Annotated in this window: 13 protein-coding genes; 9 read left to right on the forward strand and 4 right to left on the reverse strand. The window is 68.2% G+C overall.

Annotation, left to right across the window (positions count from 1 at the left end):
* Positions 1 to 113: 113 nt before the first annotated feature.
* Positions 114 to 2,915: a bifunctional [glutamate--ammonia ligase]-adenylyl-L-tyrosine phosphorylase/[glutamate--ammonia-ligase] adenylyltransferase gene (gene glnE / locus MRS60_RS03460; RefSeq protein WP_243565212.1), complete on the forward strand. Its 2,802-nt coding sequence runs from the start codon at positions 114 to 116 to the stop codon at positions 2,913 to 2,915.
* A gap of 111 nt (positions 2,916 to 3,026) precedes the next feature.
* On the opposite strand, the gene recN is transcribed toward glnE, so the two are convergent.
* The gene (gene recN / locus MRS60_RS03465; RefSeq protein WP_034182789.1) at positions 3,027 to 4,676 is read right to left on the reverse strand and encodes a DNA repair protein RecN; all 1,650 of its coding nucleotides are present in this window, start codon (positions 4,674 to 4,676) and stop codon (positions 3,027 to 3,029) included.
* Between the two features lie 19 nt (positions 4,677 to 4,695).
* Positions 4,696 to 5,601: an NAD kinase gene (locus MRS60_RS03470; protein ID WP_034182790.1), complete on the reverse strand. Its 906-nt coding sequence runs from the start codon at positions 5,599 to 5,601 to the stop codon at positions 4,696 to 4,698.
* A 131-nt stretch (positions 5,602 to 5,732) separates the two neighbouring features.
* Between MRS60_RS03470 and hrcA the strand changes: the two genes are divergently transcribed.
* From hrcA to MRS60_RS03485, 3 genes are all read left to right on the forward strand, one after another.
* Positions 5,733 to 6,755 (forward strand): heat-inducible transcriptional repressor HrcA, encoded by a 1,023-nt coding sequence (hrcA, locus tag MRS60_RS03475; RefSeq protein ID WP_011544637.1) that lies wholly within the window; start codon positions 5,733 to 5,735, stop codon positions 6,753 to 6,755.
* Between the two features lie 135 nt (positions 6,756 to 6,890).
* Positions 6,891 to 7,955, forward strand: coding sequence for a ferrochelatase (hemH, locus tag MRS60_RS03480; protein WP_034182791.1), 1,065 nt, complete (start codon positions 6,891 to 6,893; stop codon positions 7,953 to 7,955).
* 84 nt (positions 7,956 to 8,039) lie between these two features.
* Positions 8,040 to 8,447, forward strand: coding sequence for an RNA-binding S4 domain-containing protein (locus MRS60_RS03485; protein WP_034182792.1), 408 nt, complete (start codon positions 8,040 to 8,042; stop codon positions 8,445 to 8,447).
* Here MRS60_RS03485 and MRS60_RS03490 read toward each other — a convergent pair.
* Positions 8,419 to 8,580 carry a hypothetical protein gene (locus MRS60_RS03490; RefSeq protein WP_006476841.1) on the reverse strand — a complete coding sequence of 54 codons (162 nt, stop codon included), beginning with the start codon at positions 8,578 to 8,580 and terminating at the stop codon, positions 8,419 to 8,421. The two genes, MRS60_RS03485 and MRS60_RS03490, sit on opposite strands and share 29 nt — an antisense overlap.
* 359 nt (positions 8,581 to 8,939) lie before the next feature.
* Here MRS60_RS03490 and grpE point away from each other — a divergent pair, with 359 nt between their 5' ends.
* The 5 genes from grpE (at position 8,940) to MRS60_RS03515 (ending at position 15,390) form a co-directional block, all read left to right on the forward strand.
* On the forward strand, positions 8,940 to 9,485 hold the full coding sequence (gene grpE / locus MRS60_RS03495) for a nucleotide exchange factor GrpE (protein ID WP_034182793.1): 546 nt from the start codon (positions 8,940 to 8,942) through the stop codon (positions 9,483 to 9,485).
* Positions 9,486 to 9,495: 10 nt separating this feature from the next.
* The gene (locus MRS60_RS03500) at positions 9,496 to 9,951 is read left to right on the forward strand and encodes a thioredoxin family protein (RefSeq protein WP_105389818.1); all 456 of its coding nucleotides are present in this window, start codon (positions 9,496 to 9,498) and stop codon (positions 9,949 to 9,951) included.
* Between the two features lie 146 nt (positions 9,952 to 10,097).
* Positions 10,098 to 12,050 carry a molecular chaperone DnaK gene (dnaK, locus tag MRS60_RS03505; RefSeq protein WP_034182795.1) on the forward strand — a complete coding sequence of 651 codons (1,953 nt, stop codon included), beginning with the start codon at positions 10,098 to 10,100 and terminating at the stop codon, positions 12,048 to 12,050.
* A gap of 255 nt (positions 12,051 to 12,305) precedes the next feature.
* Positions 12,306 to 13,442 (forward strand): molecular chaperone DnaJ, encoded by a 1,137-nt coding sequence (gene dnaJ, locus MRS60_RS03510; RefSeq protein ID WP_034182796.1) that lies wholly within the window; start codon positions 12,306 to 12,308, stop codon positions 13,440 to 13,442.
* Positions 13,443 to 13,446: 4 nt separating this feature from the next.
* Positions 13,447 to 15,390: a chorismate-binding protein gene (locus tag MRS60_RS03515; RefSeq protein WP_243565213.1), complete on the forward strand. Its 1,944-nt coding sequence runs from the start codon at positions 13,447 to 13,449 to the stop codon at positions 15,388 to 15,390.
* Between the two features lie 147 nt (positions 15,391 to 15,537).
* Here the strand turns inward: MRS60_RS03515 and panB are convergent, their stop codons facing one another.
* Positions 15,538 to 16,353, reverse strand: a complete 816-nt coding sequence (gene panB / locus MRS60_RS03520; RefSeq protein ID WP_034182798.1) for a 3-methyl-2-oxobutanoate hydroxymethyltransferase — start codon at positions 16,351 to 16,353, stop codon at positions 15,538 to 15,540.
* Positions 16,354 to 16,389: the final 36 nt, after the last annotated feature.

Consider the following 16,389-nt stretch of genomic DNA (forward strand, 5'->3'; position numbering starts at 1 on the left):
GGCGGACGCACGCGCGTCCCGCGATGCCGCGCCGAGTCCACGGGGCCGGCCGGCAGCGGGGCGCGCACGCGTATGCCCGCGCCGGCCGGCCTTACCGCCAGGCCCGCTTCTCGATGACCGACGCTTCCGCCCTGATCAGCACGTCCTATTCCCGTTATATCGCGCGCGCGGCCGCCGCGCGGCCCGCACTGGCCGAGCAGGTGGCCGCGTGGGCCGCCGCGCCGCTCGCCCGCGCGCAACTCGATGCGCGCCTCACCGAACTGCTCGCGATGCCGGACGGCGCGGCCGCGCCGTCCGAGGAGCAACTGAAGCGCGCGCTGCGGCAACTGCGCGCCGAGGCGTTCGGCGCGATCGCGGAGCGCGACCTGCGCGGGCTGGCGGACGTCGCCGAGGTGACGGGCGCGATGACCGATCTCGCCGAAGTGGCCGTGCAGCGCTCGCTGGCGCTGCTGTCGGCCGAACTCGAGGCGCAGTACGGCGAGCCGCGCGGCGCCGACGGCCAGCGCGTCGTGCTCGGCGTGGTCGGGATGGGCAAGCTCGGCGGCCGCGAGCTGAACGTGTCGTCGGACATCGACCTGATCTTCGTGTACGAGGACGACGGCGAGACGACCGGCGGCGCGCGCGCGCCGCTGTCCACGCAGGAATACTTCACGCGGCTCGGCCGGCGCCTGATCGGCGTGCTGTCCGAGGTCACGGCCGACGGCTACGTGTTTCGCGTCGACATGCGGCTGCGCCCGAACGGCGATTCGGGGCCGCTCGTGTGCAGCATCGGGATGCTCGAGGAATATTTCTACGTGCAGGGGCGCGAGTGGGAGCGCTATGCATGGATCAAGGGGCGGCTCGTGTCGGAAGGCGACAGCGACGCGGCGCGGCGGCTGGAGTCGCAGCTCGAGTCGATCGTCAAGCCGTTCGTGTATCGCCGCTATCTCGATTTCGGCGTGATCGGCGCGATCCGTTCGCTGCACCAGCAGATTCGGCAGGAAGCCGCGCGCCGCGCGTCGATGCGGCCCGACAAGGCCGACGACATCAAGCTCGGCCGCGGCGGGATTCGCGAGATCGAGTTCAGCGCGCAGGTGTTCCAGCTGATCCGCGGCGGCCAGGATGCAGAGTTCCGCGTGCGGCCGACGCTCGCGGTGCTGCGCCATGCGCAGGCGCGCGGGCTGATCGGCGAGGACGTGTGCGCACGCCTGACCGACGCTTACACATTCCTGCGCACGCTCGAGCACCGGCTGCAGTACCGCAACGACGCGCAGACGCACGCGATGCCGGTCGAGCCCGACGAACGCGCGGCACTGGCCGCGTCGCTCGGCTTTGCCGACTATGCGGCGCTGATGACGGTGCTGGACGAGTACCGGAACTTCGTCGAGGCACAGTTCGACCAGATCTTCGCCGACAAGGTGACCGGCGCGCCCTGCGGCGCAGGCGAAGAGACGGCCGCCGCGTGGATCTGGAGCGGCGCGCTCGCCGACGACGGCGAGGACGACGCGCTCGCGGCCCGCCTCGACGGCCTCGGCTTCGCCGATCCGGCGGCGGTGCTCGCGCGGCTGCGCGCGGTCTGGCAATCGTCGCGCTACACGGGCCTGCCGGAAAAGAGCCGGCACCGCTTCGACCGCGTTGCCCAACGCGCGCTGGAGGCCGCGCCGCGGATCGACGCCGCGCGCCGCGACGACACGATCGTGCGCCTGTTCGACCTGCTCGAGACGGTCAGCCGGCGCGGCGTCTATCTCGCGCTGCTGACCGAATATCCGGCCGCGCTCGACCGCGTGCTGTCGGTGCTCGGCGCGACGCGCTGGGGCGGCGGTTACCTGATCCGCCACCCGCAGCTGCTCGACGAACTGCTCGACGACGAGGCGATCGCGAGCCCGTTCGACTGGCCCGCGTTCAAGGACGCGCTGCGCGCGCGCCTCGCGGCGGCCGACGGCCCCGAGCAACAGATGGACCTGCTGCGACACGCGCAGCACGCGGAGGTGTTCCGGATCCTGCTGATCGATCTCGCCGGGCAGCTGTCGGTCGAGCATGTGAGCGACCGGCTGTCCGAGCTGGCCGACGCGGTGCTCGACGTGACGATCGAGGTCGTCTGGTCGCAGCTCGCGAAGCGCCATCGCGACGTGCCGAAATTCGCGGTGATCGCGTACGGCAAGCTGGGCGGCAAGGAACTCGGCTACGCATCGGATCTCGACCTGATCTTCCTGTACGACGACCCCGACGAGCGCTCGGCGGACGTCTACACGACCTTCACACGGCGGCTCATCACGTGGCTCACGACGGCGACGGGCGCGGGCGCGCTGTTCGACATCGACCTGCGGCTGCGGCCGAACGGCGAGGCAGGGCTGCTTGTCACCGATCTCGACGCGTTCCGCCGCTACCAACTGCGCGAGGGCGACGCCGCGAATACCGCGTGGGTATGGGAGCACCAGGCGCTGACGCGCGCCCGCTACAGCGCGGGCGACGCGCAGATCGGCGCGGACTTCGAGGCGATCCGCCAGCAGGTGCTGACGACGCCGCGCGACGGCGGCGTGCTCGCGAAGGAGATCGTCGACATGCGCGGCAAGGTGTTTGCCGGCCACCCGAACCAGACCGATCTGTTCGACCTGAAGCACGATCGCGGCGGGATGGTCGACATCGAGTTCATCGTCCAGTACTGGGTGCTGCTGCACGCGTCGAGCGACGCCGAGCTGATCCGCAACACGGGCAACATCGCGCTGCTGCGCGAGGTCGCGCGCTTCGGGCTGATGGGCGCGGACGAGGCCGAACGCGTCGGCGCGGCCTACCGCAAGTACCGGAAGCTGCAGCACAAGCTGCGACTCGACGGGATGGAGAAGGCGCGCGTCGATCCGGCCGAGGTGGCCGACGAGCGGGCGGCCGTGACGGCGCTGTGGACGCGGGTGTTCGGAGCGGTCGAAACGGGCGTTTGAACGAGGGCAGAGCGCCTGCGGGCGCTTCGTCCGCAGGCGCTCTGCCGTGAAAGCCGAACGGTGCGAGCCCGTTCGGCGTGGGCGGGACAGTGGGACAGCCCGACGGCCGCGTCAGGCCGCCAGCATTTCCTTCGCGTGTTTGCGCGTCGTCGCCGTGATCTCGAGCCCGCCGAGCATCCGCGCGACTTCCTCGATCCGGTTGGCGCGATCGAGCGCGACGACTGTCGACACCGTGCCGCCGCGGTCGTCGGCACCCTTCGCAACCTGGAAGTGGTGGTCGCCGCGCGCGGCGACCTGCGGCAGGTGCGTCACGCACAGCACCTGGCGGTCGCGCCCGAGCTGGTGCAGCAGGCGGCCGACCACTTCGGCGACGCCGCCGCCGATCCCCGTATCGACTTCGTCGAAGATCAGCGTCGGCGTCGGGCTCGCCGCGCTCGCGATCACGGCGAGCGCGAGGCTGATCCGCGCGAGCTCGCCGCCCGACGCGACCTTTGCGAGCGGCCGCAGCGGCACGCCGGCATGCCCGGCGACCCGGAACTCGACCTGCTCGAGCCCGTGCGGGCCGCCGTCGGCGAGCGGCACGAGCGCGACTTCGAAACTTCCGCCTGCCATCGACAGTTCCTGCATGCCGGCCGTGACGGCCGTGCCCAGCGCCTTGGCGGCCTGCGCGCGCGCCTTCGACAGGTGTTTCGCGTCGGCGAGATAGGCTTCCCGCGCCTTGGCCTGCACCGCCTCGAGCGCGCCGAGATCGGCGGCCGCGTCGAGCGCGGCGAGCTGCGCGCGGCGAGCCGCATGTTCTTCGTGCAGCGTGTCGGGCGGTAGCCGGAACTTGCGGGCGGTCGAGTGCAGCGCATCGAGACGCGTTTCGACCTGCGCGAGCCGCTCGGGATCGAGATCGACGCGCTGCGCATAGTGCGACAGCGAATAGACGGCTTCCTGCAGCTGGATTTCGGCCGGTTCGAGCGACGCGAGTGCGTCGCCGAGCGCGGTGTCGTAGTCGGCGAGGCTGCGCAGCTTCGACACGATCGCGCCGAGCTGCGCGAGCATCGCGTCGTCGGACTCGGACAGCGCGTTGAGCGCGCCGCGCACGCCTTCGATCAGGTTCGCCGAATGCGACAGGCGCTTGTGCTCGTTGCTGACTTCGTCCCATTCGCCGGCTTGCGGCGCGAGCTTGTCGAGCTCCGCCAGCTGCCACGCGAGCTTTTCGCGTTCGAGCTGCAGCTCGCGCTCGTGCGCCTTCGCGGCGTCGATCGCCTGCGTCGCGTCACGCCAGACGCGCCACGCGCGCGCGACGTTCGCTGCATCGGCGACGAGCCCCGCGTGCGTGTCGAACAGCTCGCGCTGCGCGTCGGGCCGCATCAGCAACTGGTGCGCGTGCTGGCCGTGGATGTCGACGAGCATCTCGCCGAGTTCGCGCAGTTGCGCCAGCGTCGCGCTGGTGCCGTTGATGAACGCGCGCGACCGGCCGTTCGCGTCGATCACGCGGCGCAGCATCACGGTGTCCTCGGCGTCGAACGCGTGTTCGTCGAGCCAGCGCGCGACGCGGTCGTGCGGCGTGAATTCGGCCGTGATGTCGGCGCGGCCGCAGCCGGTGCGTACGACGCTCGCGTCGGCACGTTCGCCGAGCGCGAGGGCGAGGGCGTCGATCAGGATCGATTTCCCGGCGCCGGTTTCACCGGAAAAGACGGAAAAGCCGCTGTCGAATTCGAGATCGAGCGCGGCCACGATGACGAAGTCGCGGATCGAGAGGTGGCGGAGCATGGTGTCGGGCGGTGGGGCGTCAGGACGCCGTGTCGTCGTCTTCGTTCGACGCGTGTTCGTTCCAGTGCAGCTTCTTGCGCAGCGTCGCGTAGTAGCTATAGCCGATCGGGTGCAGGAACGGCACCGTGTGCTTCGAGCGGCGTACCTCGATCGTGTCGTTCAGTTCGAGCGAGGTGAACGACTGCATGTCGAAGTTCACGTTGACGTCGCGCCCGCCGACGATCTGGATCGCGATCTTGGATTCGTCGGGCAGCACGATCGGCCGGTTCGACAGCGCGTGCGGCGCGATCGGCACGAGCACGATGCCCTGAAGCTGCGGATGGAGGATAGGGCCGGCCGACGACAGCGCGTACGCGGTCGAGCCCGTCGGCGTGGCGACGATCAGGCCGTCCGAACGCTGGTTGTACATGTACCGGCCGTCGACCGACGCGCGCAGCTCGACCATCCCGGAGAAGCCGCTGCGGTTCACGACGACGTCGTTGAACGCGAGCGCGTGGTAGATCGGTTCGCCGTCGCGCATGATCCTGGCCTCGAGCAGCGAGCGCTCCTCGCGCTCGAACTTGCCCGCCAGCATCACGGGGACGAGCGCGTGCATGTCGGCCGCCGCGATGTCCGTGATGAAGCCGAGCCGCCCGTGGTTGATCCCGATCAGCGGTGTCCGGTACGGCGCGAGCTGGCGGCCGATGCCGAGCATCGTGCCGTCGCCGCCCAGCACGACCGCCACGTCCGCACGCGCCCCGATTTCGGCCGGGGTGAGCGCCGGATAGCCGGTGATGCCGAACTCGCGCGCGGTATCGCCTTCGAAGACGACCTCGAAGCCCAGCTTCGCCAGGCTGGCAGCCAGTGTGGCGAGCGGCTCGGCGATGCCGGGCGTGTTGCTCCGGCCGACGAGCGCGACAGTATTGAACTGATTACCGGTTTTCATGCCGGCATTACACCATAGCTCGTTGACGAAAAGAACCGGCTGTGCGCGGACGGGGCCGGATCGTGCCGGCCCGCGCAACGGTGGCCGACGCCACTCGCCGCGGTCGCGCGGTTGCGCTAAAATTTTCCACCATGCTAGATCCTCGCGCACGAACCCTCCTGAAAACCCTGATCGAACGGTATATCGCCGACGGTCAGCCAGTCGGATCGCGCACGTTGTCCCGTTATTCCGGGCTCGAGCTGAGCCCGGCGACGATCCGCAACGTGATGTCCGACCTGGAGGAGCTCGGCCTCGTGTCGAGCCCGCACACGTCGGCCGGCCGCGTGCCGACGCCGCGCGGCTACCGGCTGTTCGTCGACACGATGCTGACGGTCGAGGCGCCGATCGACGCCGAGGCCGTCGCGCGGCAGGTGCAGAACACGCTGCAGGCCGGCGAGCCGCAGCAGCGGGTGGTGGCTGCCGCCGCGAGCGTGCTGTCGAACCTGTCGCAGTTCGCGGGCGTCGTGCTGACGCCGCGCCGCAGCCACGTGTTCAAGCAGATCGAGTTCATGCGCCTGTCGGACAAGCGCATCCTGCTGATCATCGTCACGCCCGAGGGCGACGTGCAGAACCGGATGCTCGCGACGCCGCGCGACTATTCGCCGTCGCAGCTGACCGAGGCGTCCAACTACATCAACGCGCATTTCGCCGGCCTGTCTTTCGATGAGGTGCGCCGCCGCCTGCGCGACGAGATCGACCAGTTGCGCGGCGACATGACCACGCTGATGCACGCGGCCGTGACGGCCAGTACCGAGGTGCCCGACACCGAGGACACCGTGCTGATTTCCGGCGAGCGCAACCTGCTCGAGGTGGCGGATCTTTCGTCCGACATGGCGCGGCTGCGCAAGCTGTTCGACGTGTTCGACCAAAAGACGGGCCTCCTGCAACTGCTCGACGTGTCGAGCCACGCCCAGGGCGTGCAGATCTTCATCGGCGGCGAATCGACGCTCGTGCCGATCGAGGAAATGAGCGTCGTCACCGCGCCTTACGAGGTGAACGGGCAGATCGTCGGCACGCTCGGCGTGATCGGCCCGACCCGCATGGCGTACAACCGCGTGATACCGATCGTCGACATCACCGCGCGCCTGCTGTCGCTCACGCTGAGCCAGCAATAGCCAGCGGTAACCAGCCCGATCCCGCCCCGTCATCGTGCCGCGGCGCCGCCTGCGCCGACAGTCGGCCGAACGGCACGGGGCGGCCCGCTATAATTGAGAGCCGTCCGGTCCCGTGCCCCGAGCACGTTCTTGCCCATGCGTTTCGATCTTGAGCCGCCTTCGAGCACCGCGGCCGCCCATCGCATCGGCGTGCTGCTGATCAATCTCGGCACGCCCGACGCCCCCACGCCGCGCGCGGTGCGGCGCTATCTGGCCGAATTCCTGTCGGATCCGCGGGTCGTCGAAATCCCGCAGGCCGTCTGGCAGGTGCTGCTGCGCACGCTGATCCTGCCGCTGCGCGGCCGCGCGTCCGCGAAGAAATACGCGGCCGTGTGGATGCCCGAGGGCTCGCCGCTGCGCGTGCACACCGAGCGCCAGACCGACGGCGTGCGGCATCTGCTCGTGTCGAACGGCTATCACGTGCTGGTCGATTACGCGATGCGCTACGGCAGCCCGAACATTGCGCACGCGCTCGCGCAGTTCAAGCGCTCGGGCGTCGAGCGCGTGCTGCTGATGCCGATGTATCCGCAATACTCGGCATCGACCACGGCCACCGCGTTCGATGCCGCATTCGGCGCGCTCGCGCGCATGCGCAACCAGCCGGAGGTGCGCACGGTGCGGCACTACGCCGACCATCCGGCCTATATCCACGCGCTTGCCGAACAGGTGCGCCAGTACTGGGCGCAGCACGGCCGGCCCGACTTCGCGGCCGGCGACAAGCTCGTGCTGAGCTTTCACGGCGTGCCGAAGCGCACGCTCGACCTCGGCGACCCTTATCACGACCAGTGCCAGCAGACGGGCGCGCTGCTGATGGCCGCGCTCGGGCTGTCGACGACCGAATGCCGCGTCACCTTCCAGTCGCGCTTCGGCAAGGCCGAATGGCTGCAGCCTTATACGGCGCCGACGCTGCGCGAGTTCGGCGAGGCCGGCGTGCGGCGGGCCGACGTGTTCTGCCCCGGCTTCACGGCCGATTGCCTGGAGACGATCGAGGAGATCGGCATGGAAGTGCGCGACGAATTCCTCGCCGGCGGCGGCAAGGCATTCCACCGCATTCCGTGCCTGAACGGCGCGCCCGCGTGGCTCGGCGCGATCGGCGAGATCGTCGCCGAGAACCTGCAGGGCTGGCCCGTCAGGGCCGCGCAGCCCGAAACGGTGAGCTGACATGGAACGAATCGCTCGCTCGCTTCATTCGCTGCGCCCTGGGGAGGCGGTTGGCCTCCTTGGGGCGGCCCGGCGGAGGCCGACATGAACTACAAGATTTCCACGGAACCGGGCGCGAAGCTGCGCATCGACAAATGGCTGTGGGCGGCCCGGTTCTTCAAGACGCGCTCGCTCGCGACCGATGCAGTCGACAAGGGGCACGTGAAGATCGGCGGCGCGGCGGTCAAGCCGGCAAAGGAGGTGCGCGTCGGCGACGAGGTCGAGATTGCGATCGACGGCATCGTCTGGCACATTGCCGTGCTGGGCGTGTGCGACGTGCGCGGGCCCGCGAGCGTCGCGCAGACGCTTTACGTGGAAACGGAAGCGGGGCGAGCCGCGCGGCTCGCCGAACTGGAGCGGCGCCGCACGTATCGCGAGCCGGCGGCCGAACTGCACGGCCGGCCGACGAAGCGCGACCGGCGCATCATCGACAGATTTTCTGGTGGGAGCTGAACATCTGGTCGAAGGTCGCCCGCGCGCTTCCGTATTCGGTCGTGCGGTCGGTAACGGCTCCCGACAGGCAGATGGTGGTGGTGCCGGCAATGAGTACCAGCGCGACCACCGATATCGCAAAGGTCAGTTTCACGGTACTCCCCTCGAGAAGAAGGGTGAAAACGGCGCCAGGTGGATTGGATGTAAGGCGACGGTCAGCTAGGGTAAACACGCTTTTCCGGCGCTTGACTGGAGTGTAGTGCAGCCGCGCTGTGCCGAGCTAGTACTTGCCTGGTAAGCGTTGTTACAGCCCGTTTCGCCCGGTCTGGCGAACTCTGCGGGGAATGCACCGGCGAGACGCGCGGTTGTTTCGCGGCATTGGAGAATGCCGGCGAATAACCCTCTTGAAATCGCAGTTTTCACCCTTATTTGCACCAACGATGTGCGGTGCCGCCGGGTATACGATCCGGCGGTTGCCGATTTGGCTTCAACCTCTAATCGACTTTCAGCGACATGGAAAACACGCAAGAGAACCCGTCTACCCAATCGGCCGAAGACATCGGCAGCGAGAAGCAGGCGGCGCAAGGCGCCGCTCCCGCCGCCGAAGCAGCCGACGCGGCGCTCGCGGAGGCTCAAGCCAAGGTCGCCGAGCTGCAGGAGAGCTTCCTGCGGGCGAAGGCCGAGACCGAGAACGTGCGCCGCCGCGCGCAGGACGACGTCTCGAAGGCGCACAAGTTCGCGATCGAGAGCTTCGCGGAACACCTGCTGCCCGTGCTGGACAGCCTGGAAGCGGCCGTCAGCGACACGTCCGGCGACATCGCGAAGGTGCGCGAAGGCGTCGAACTGACGCTGCGCCAGCTGACGAGCGCGCTCGAGAAGGGCCGCGTCGTCGCGATCAACCCGGTCGGCGAGAAGTTCGATCCGCACCAGCACCAGGCGATTTCGATGGTGCCGGCCGAGCAGGAGCCGAACACCGTCGTCACGGTGCTGCAAAAGGGCTATACGATCGCCGACCGCGTGCTGCGTCCGGCGCTCGTCACCGTCGCGCAGCCGAAGTAAGGCCGTCGCGATGGTTCCCGCCGGCGTCGATCCGGCCGCGTTCGACGCGTTCGACATGCAGGCGCTGGCCGCCGACACGTTCGACGCGGGGATCGAAGGCGCCGGCGACGCGCTCGCGGTGGTGTTCTTCTGGGGCGTCGACTGCTTCAACTGCGAGATCGCGAAGAAGGCGATGCTCGCCCAGCCGGACGCGATCCGCGCGCTGGACCTGAAGTGGTTCCATTGCAACGTGTACGAACACCATCAGCTCGGGCGCCGCTTCGGGCTGCACGGCGTGCCGACGTGGTTCTTCTTCCACCGCGGCAAGCGTCTCGGCCGCGCGACGGGCTGGCATGGCCTCGCGCAGTTCCAGGCGGCCGTTTCGGCGGCGCGCGCGAAGATCGCGGCGGCAAGCCGTGAATCGGCTGGCGGCGATCCGGCGGCCGGCGATCCGGCGGCCGGCGATCCGGTAGCCCGTGGCGATTGAAAAAATTTAATATCCGCATCGCCTGTCGGGTCTTGAAAACGGACCGGACGGACGCATTTCGGAAACAGAGTTGAATTCTGGCGCGCGAAACCGCCAAAAAAGGCAGGGTTTCGTGCAGCAAACAGGCATTTCTGGAGATTAGGAAAATGGGAAAGATCATCGGTATTGACCTCGGCACCACGAACTCGTGCGTCGCCATCATGGAAGGCAACCAGGTCAAGGTCATCGAGAACTCGGAAGGCACGCGCACCACGCCGTCGATCATCGCGTACATGGACGACAACGAAGTGCTCGTCGGCGCGCCGGCCAAGCGTCAGTCGGTGACCAACCCGAAGAACACGCTGTTCGCGGTGAAGCGCCTGATCGGCCGCCGCTTCGAAGAGAAGGAAGTCCAGAAGGACATCGGCCTGATGCCGTACACCATCATCAAGGCCGACAACGGCGATGCATGGGTCGAGGCACATGGCGAAAAGCTCGCGCCGCCGCAGGTTTCGGCGGAAGTGCTGCGCAAGATGAAGAAGACGGCCGAAGACTACCTCGGCGAGCCGGTCACGGAAGCCGTGATCACGGTGCCGGCTTACTTCAACGACAGCCAGCGCCAGGCGACCAAGGACGCCGGCCGCATCGCGGGCCTCGAAGTCAAGCGGATCATCAACGAGCCGACGGCAGCCGCGCTCGCGTTCGGCCTCGACAAGGCAGAGAAGGGCGACCGCAAGATCGCCGTGTATGACCTCGGCGGCGGCACGTTCGACGTGTCGATCATCGAGATCGCGGACGTCGACGGCGAAATGCAGTTCGAAGTGCTGTCGACCAACGGCGATACGTTCCTCGGCGGCGAAGACTTCGACCAGCGCATCATCGATTACATCATCGGCGAGTTCAAGAAGGAGCAGGGCGTCGACCTGTCGAAGGACGTGCTCGCGCTGCAACGCCTGAAGGAAGCCGCCGAAAAGGCGAAGATCGAGCTGTCGTCGAGCCAGCAGACCGAAATCAACCTGCCGTACATCACGGCGGACGCGTCGGGCCCGAAGCACTTGAACCTGAAGATCACCCGCGCGAAGCTGGAAGCGCTGGTGGAAGACCTCGTCGAGCGCACGATCGAACCGTGCCGCATCGCGATCAAGGACGCGGGCGTCAAGGTGTCGGACATCGACGACGTGATCCTGGTCGGCGGCCAGACCCGCATGCCGAAGGTCATGGAGAAGGTGAAGGAGTTCTTCGGCAAGGATCCGCGCCGTGACGTGAACCCGGACGAAGCCGTCGCGGTTGGCGCGGCGATCCAGGGCCAGGTCCTGTCGGGCGACCGCAAGGACGTGCTGCTGCTCGACGTGACCCCGCTGTCGCTCGGCATCGAGACGCTCGGTGGCGTGATGACGAAGATGATCAGCAAGAACACGACGATCCCGACGAAGCACGCGCAGGTGTATTCGACGGCGGACGACAACCAGGGCGCCGTGACGATCAAGGTGTTCCAGGGCGAACGCGAAATGGCGGCAGGCAACAAGCTGCTCGGCGAGTTCAACCTCGAAGGCATCCCGCCGGCACCGCGCGGCGTGCCGCAGATCGAAGTGACCTTCGACATCGACGCGAACGGCATCCTGCACGTCGGCGCGAAGGACAAGGCGACCGGCAAGGAAAACAAGATCACGATCAAGGCCAACTCGGGTCTGTCCGAGGCTGAAATCGACCAGATGATCAAGGACGCGGAAGCGAACGCAGCGGAAGACCACAAGCTGCGCGAGCTGGCCGATTCGCGCAACCAGGGCGACGCACTGGTCCACAGCACGAAGAAGGCGCTCGCCGAGTACGGCGACAAGCTGGACGCGGGCGAGAAGGAAGCGATCGAAGCGTCGCTGAAGTCGCTCGAGGAAGTGCTGAAGGACACGTCGGCCGACAAGGCGGCGATCGACGCGAAGGTCGAGGAACTCGGCAAGGTTTCGCAGAAGCTCGGCGAGAAGATGTACGCCGACATGCAGGCCCAGCAGGCGGGTGCCGCCGGCGCGGCGGGTGCAGCGGAAGGCGCGGCCCACGCGGGTGGCGCGCAGCAGGCTGCCGACGACGTCGTCGACGCCGAGTTCAAGGAAGTGAAGAAGGACTAAGCCGGGTTGCAACGGCACCGCACGCCGCGCGCTCGAACGCGCGCGGCGCGGCTGACAAGCGGTCTGTCTTTCCTTCCGGATGGCCGGATCGACTCCACGCCTGGCGGGCTTCGCGGCCCTCCGGGCACATTTGTTTTTTGGCGGGTGCTGCGCGAGCCGTCCGCGGACGGGCGCAGCGCCAGACGAGTCGAGAGACTTTACTGCGGGCGAAAGGAGCCGCCGCGTGCGCGATGCGTGGCGGCACAGTGAATCGATATGGCGAAACGGGATTACTACGAGGTTCTGGGCGTCGCGAAGAATGCGGGCGACGACGAAATCAAGAAGGCATATCGCAAGCTTGCGATGAAGTATCACCCTGACCGCAATCCGGACAGCAAGGATGCGGAAGAGCATTTCAAGGAGGTGAAGGAGGCCTATGAAATGCTGTCGGACAGCCAGAAGCGGGCCGCGTACGACCAGTACGGCCACGCGGGCGTCGATCCGAACATGGGCGGTGCGGGCGCACAGGGCTTCGGCGGCTTCGCGGATGCATTCGGCGACATCTTCGGCGATATCTTCGGCCAGGCCGCGGGCGGCGCCGCGCGCGGCGGCCGCGGCGGCCCGCAGGTGTACCGCGGCGCCGACCTGCGCTACAGCATGGAAATCACGCTCGAGCAGGCCGCGCACGGCTACGACACGCAGATCCGCGTGCCGAGCTGGGTGTCGTGCGAGGTCTGTCACGGGTCGGGCGCGAAGCCCGGCACGAAGCCGGAAACCTGCCCGACCTGTCACGGCCAGGGCACGGTGCGCATGTCGCAGGGCTTCTTCAGCATCCAGCAGACCTGCCCGAAGTGCCATGGCACGGGCACCTATATCCCTGAGCCGTGCGTGCACTGCCACGGGTCGGGCAAGGTGAAGGAAACCAAGACGCTCGAAGTGAAGATCCCGGCCGGGATCGACGACGGGATGCGGATCCGCTCGGCCGGCAACGGCGAGCCGGGCATCAACGGCGGGCCGCCGGGCGACCTGTACGTCGAGATCCACATCAAGCCGCACTCGGTGTTCGAGCGCGACGGCGACGATCTCCACTGCCAGATGCCGATCCCGTTTACGACCGCCGCGCTCGGCGGCGAGATCGAGGTGCCGACGCTGGCCGGCCGTGCGTCGTTCCCGGTGCCGGAAGGCACGCAGTCGGGCAAGACGTTCCGCCTGCGCGGCAAGGGCATCAAGGGGCTGCGTTCGAGCATCGCGGGCGATCTGTACGTGCACGTGCAGGTCGAGACGCCCGTGAAGCTGACCGACCAACAGCGCGACCTGCTCAAGCAGTTCGAGAAGTCGCTGGCCGAGGGCGGCGCGCGTCACAGCCCGCAGAGCAAGAGCTGGTTCGACCGTGTGAAGAGCTTCTTCGAGTAACGGCATGACTGAAGGCAGCGAGAGCGCGTCGTTCGCGCTCTTGGACGATTGCGACTCGACCGCGTCCGCGCGGTCGAGTCGCTTGTATTCCGGCTTCGTGCACGAACGCGTGTGCACGGATCCGGCGCGGCTCGACGAAATCGACGCGGCGGTGGCGCAGGACCTGCGCGACGGGCTGCATGCGGTGGTCGTCGGCGATTACGAATTCGGACGCAACCTGCAACGAGCGCAGCCGGGCGATGCCCCGCTGCGCTTTTTGCTGTATGCGCGCTGCGAGCGCTTGTCGCGCGACGAAGTCGACGCGTGGCTCGCGCAGCAGGACGGCGGCGGTTCGCCGTCGATCGCGGGCGTCGCGCATGTCGCGAAGAGCGTGTCGCGCGACGCGTTCGACGCGGCGATCGCCGCGGTGCACGACGCGCTGCGCGCGGGCGATTCGTACCAGATCAACTACACGTACCGGCTGAATTTCGACGTATTCGGCACGCCGCTCGCGCTGTACCGGCGGCTGCGCGCGCGCCAGCCCGTGCGTTATGGCGCGCTGATCGCGCTGCCGGGCGGCGCGTGGGTCGTGTCGTGCTCGCCGGAACTGTTCGTCGAGAAGCACGGCGACGTGCTGCGCGCGCGGCCGATGAAGGGCACCGCGCCGCGTTCGGCCGATCCCAGCGAAGATGCGGCAGCTGCCGCGTTCCTCGCGAGCGATCCGAAGAACCGCGCGGAGAACGTGATGATCGTCGACCTGCTGCGCAACGACGTGTCGCGGATCGCGCGCACCGGTACGGTCCGCGTGCCGGCGCTGTTCTCCGTCGAGCCGTATGCGTCGGTGTGGCAGATGACGTCGACGGTCGAGGCCGGCTGGCGCGACGGCACGACGTTCGCGCAGATGCTGCGTGCGCTGTTTCCGTGCGGATCGATCACGGGCGCGCCGAAGCACATGACGATGCAGTTGATCGACACGATCGAGTCGACGCCGCGCGGGCTCTATACGGGTGCGATCGGCTGGCTCGATGCGCCGCAGGACGGCGCCGGTTCCGATGCGCGCGGCAATCGCGCGGCCGGTTGCGGCGATTTCTGTCTGTCGGTCGCGATCCGCACGCTGACGCTGGCTGCTACCGTCGAAGGCGCGGCTGGAGACGGTGCGGCCGCCGCCGCTACCGAAGAAACACGCGATCCGGCAACGGCAACCGCAACCGCCGACCGGCGCCGCGGCACGATGGGCGTCGGCGCGGGCATCGTGCTCGACAGCGTCGCGGCCGACGAATATGCGGAGTGCGAATTGAAAGCGCGATTCCTGACGGACGCCGATCCCGGCTTCCAGTTGTTCGAAACGACCGCCGCCACGCGTGCGGACGGCATCCGGCATCTCGATCGTCATCTCGCGCGGCTGCAGCGCAGCGCGGATGCGCTCGGCTTCCGCTTCGACGCCGATGCGTTGCGCCGCGAGATCGACGCGCGCTGCGCGGCGCTCGACGGCGACGGGCCTTACCGGATGAAGCTCTCGCTCGCGAAGGACGGCACGGTCGAGATCGTCGCGGCCCCGCTCAAGCCGCTGCCGGCGGGGCCGGTCGGCGTGCTGCTGGCGTCCGCGCACGGGTTCGCGCCGACCCGCGCGAGCGATGCGCTGCTGCTGCACAAGACGACGCGCCGCGCCGAATACGACCGCGCGTGGCAGGCGGCGGAGGCGCTCGGCGGCTTCGACATGCTGTTCGTCAACGAGCGCGGCGAGGTGACGGAGGGCGGGCGCTCGAACCTGTTCGTGAAACTCGACGGCCAGTGGGTGACGCCGCCGCTGGCGTGCGGCGTGCTACCGGGCGTGATGCGCGGCGTGCTGCTCGATGACCGTGCGTTCGGTGCGGCGGAGCGCGTCGTGACCTGCGACGATCTTGCGCGCGCGCAGGCGCTGCTGCTGACCAACGCGCTGCGCGGCGCGCTCGACGCGGTATTGAAGTAACGAAGCGATGGATCGCACACCGCGCTCATGCCGGTGCCGCGACGCTTTTCATCGATGCAGCGACCAACAAAAAGCGCGGCGCCCCGCAAAGGGCGCCGCGCTTTTTTCATATCCGGGTGCCGGCGAACGCGCCGCCGGCCGTACACGTCAGAACGAATGTTCCGGACCGGGGAACGAACCGTCCTTCACCGCGCGCACGTACGCTTCGACCGCCGCCTGGATGTTCGGCTGGCCCTGCATGAAATCCTTCACGAAGCGCGGCCGCTTGCCGGGGAAGATCCCGAGCATGTCGTGCAGCACGAGCACCTGCCCCGAGCAGTCCGCGCCCGCGCCGATGCCGATCGTCGGAACGCGCAGCATGTGCGTGACCTCGGCCCCGACGAGGGTCGGCACGGCCTCGAGCAGGACGACCTGCGCGCCGGCCGCTTCGACCGCGCGCGCATCGCGCAGCAGTTGCGCAGCGCCGGCCTCGGTCTTGCCCTGCACCTTGAAGCCGCCGAACGCGTGCACCGATTGCGGCGTGAGACCCACGTGCGCACACACGGGCACCGCGCGCTCGACGAGGAAGCGGATCGTATCGGCGAGCCATTCGCCGCCTTCGAGCTTGATCATCTGCGCGCCCGCGCGCATCAGCTTGACGGCGCTCGCGAATGCGTCGGACGGCGTGCCGTACGTGCCGAACGGCAGGTCGGCCATGATCAGCGCGCGCGGCTGCGCGCGTGCGACGCAGGCCGTGTGATACGCGATGTCGTCGAGCGTGACGGGCAGCGTGGTCGTATGGCCCTGCAGCACGTTGCCGAGCGAATCGCCGATCAGCAGCACGTCGGCGCCCGCGCGATCGAGCAGTGCGGCAAAGCTCGCGTCGTAGCACGTGAGCATCGCGATCTTATCGCCGGCGTCGCGCATTGCCTGCAGCTTGGGCACCGTCACGGCAGGCCGGCTCGATTCCTGGAGATAGGTCATGGGAAATTCGGTTCGATGGGTGAAGAACGACAGGCG

It is taken from the genome of Burkholderia pyrrocinia (genome assembly GCF_022809715.1).
Taxonomy (GTDB): domain Bacteria; phylum Pseudomonadota; class Gammaproteobacteria; order Burkholderiales; family Burkholderiaceae; genus Burkholderia; species Burkholderia pyrrocinia_C.

Coding starts and splice junctions, on each gene's coding strand:
- glnE (WP_243565212.1), top strand. CDS start 114: ATGACCGACGCTTCCGCCCTGATCAGCACGTCCTATTCCCGTTATATC.
- recN (WP_034182789.1), bottom strand. CDS start 4,676: ATGCTCCGCCACCTCTCGATCCGCGACTTCGTCATCGTGGCCGCGCTC.
- MRS60_RS03470 (WP_034182790.1), bottom strand. CDS start 5,601: ATGAAAACCGGTAATCAGTTCAATACTGTCGCGCTCGTCGGCCGGAGC.
- hrcA (WP_011544637.1), top strand. CDS start 5,733: ATGCTAGATCCTCGCGCACGAACCCTCCTGAAAACCCTGATCGAACGG.
- hemH (WP_034182791.1), top strand. CDS start 6,891: ATGCGTTTCGATCTTGAGCCGCCTTCGAGCACCGCGGCCGCCCATCGC.
- MRS60_RS03485 (WP_034182792.1), top strand. CDS start 8,040: ATGAACTACAAGATTTCCACGGAACCGGGCGCGAAGCTGCGCATCGAC.
- grpE (WP_034182793.1), top strand. CDS start 8,940: ATGGAAAACACGCAAGAGAACCCGTCTACCCAATCGGCCGAAGACATC.
- MRS60_RS03500 (WP_105389818.1), top strand. CDS start 9,496: ATGGTTCCCGCCGGCGTCGATCCGGCCGCGTTCGACGCGTTCGACATG.
- dnaK (WP_034182795.1), top strand. CDS start 10,098: ATGGGAAAGATCATCGGTATTGACCTCGGCACCACGAACTCGTGCGTC.
- dnaJ (WP_034182796.1), top strand. CDS start 12,306: ATGGCGAAACGGGATTACTACGAGGTTCTGGGCGTCGCGAAGAATGCG.
- MRS60_RS03515 (WP_243565213.1), top strand. CDS start 13,447: ATGACTGAAGGCAGCGAGAGCGCGTCGTTCGCGCTCTTGGACGATTGC.
- panB (WP_034182798.1), bottom strand. CDS start 16,353: ATGACCTATCTCCAGGAATCGAGCCGGCCTGCCGTGACGGTGCCCAAG.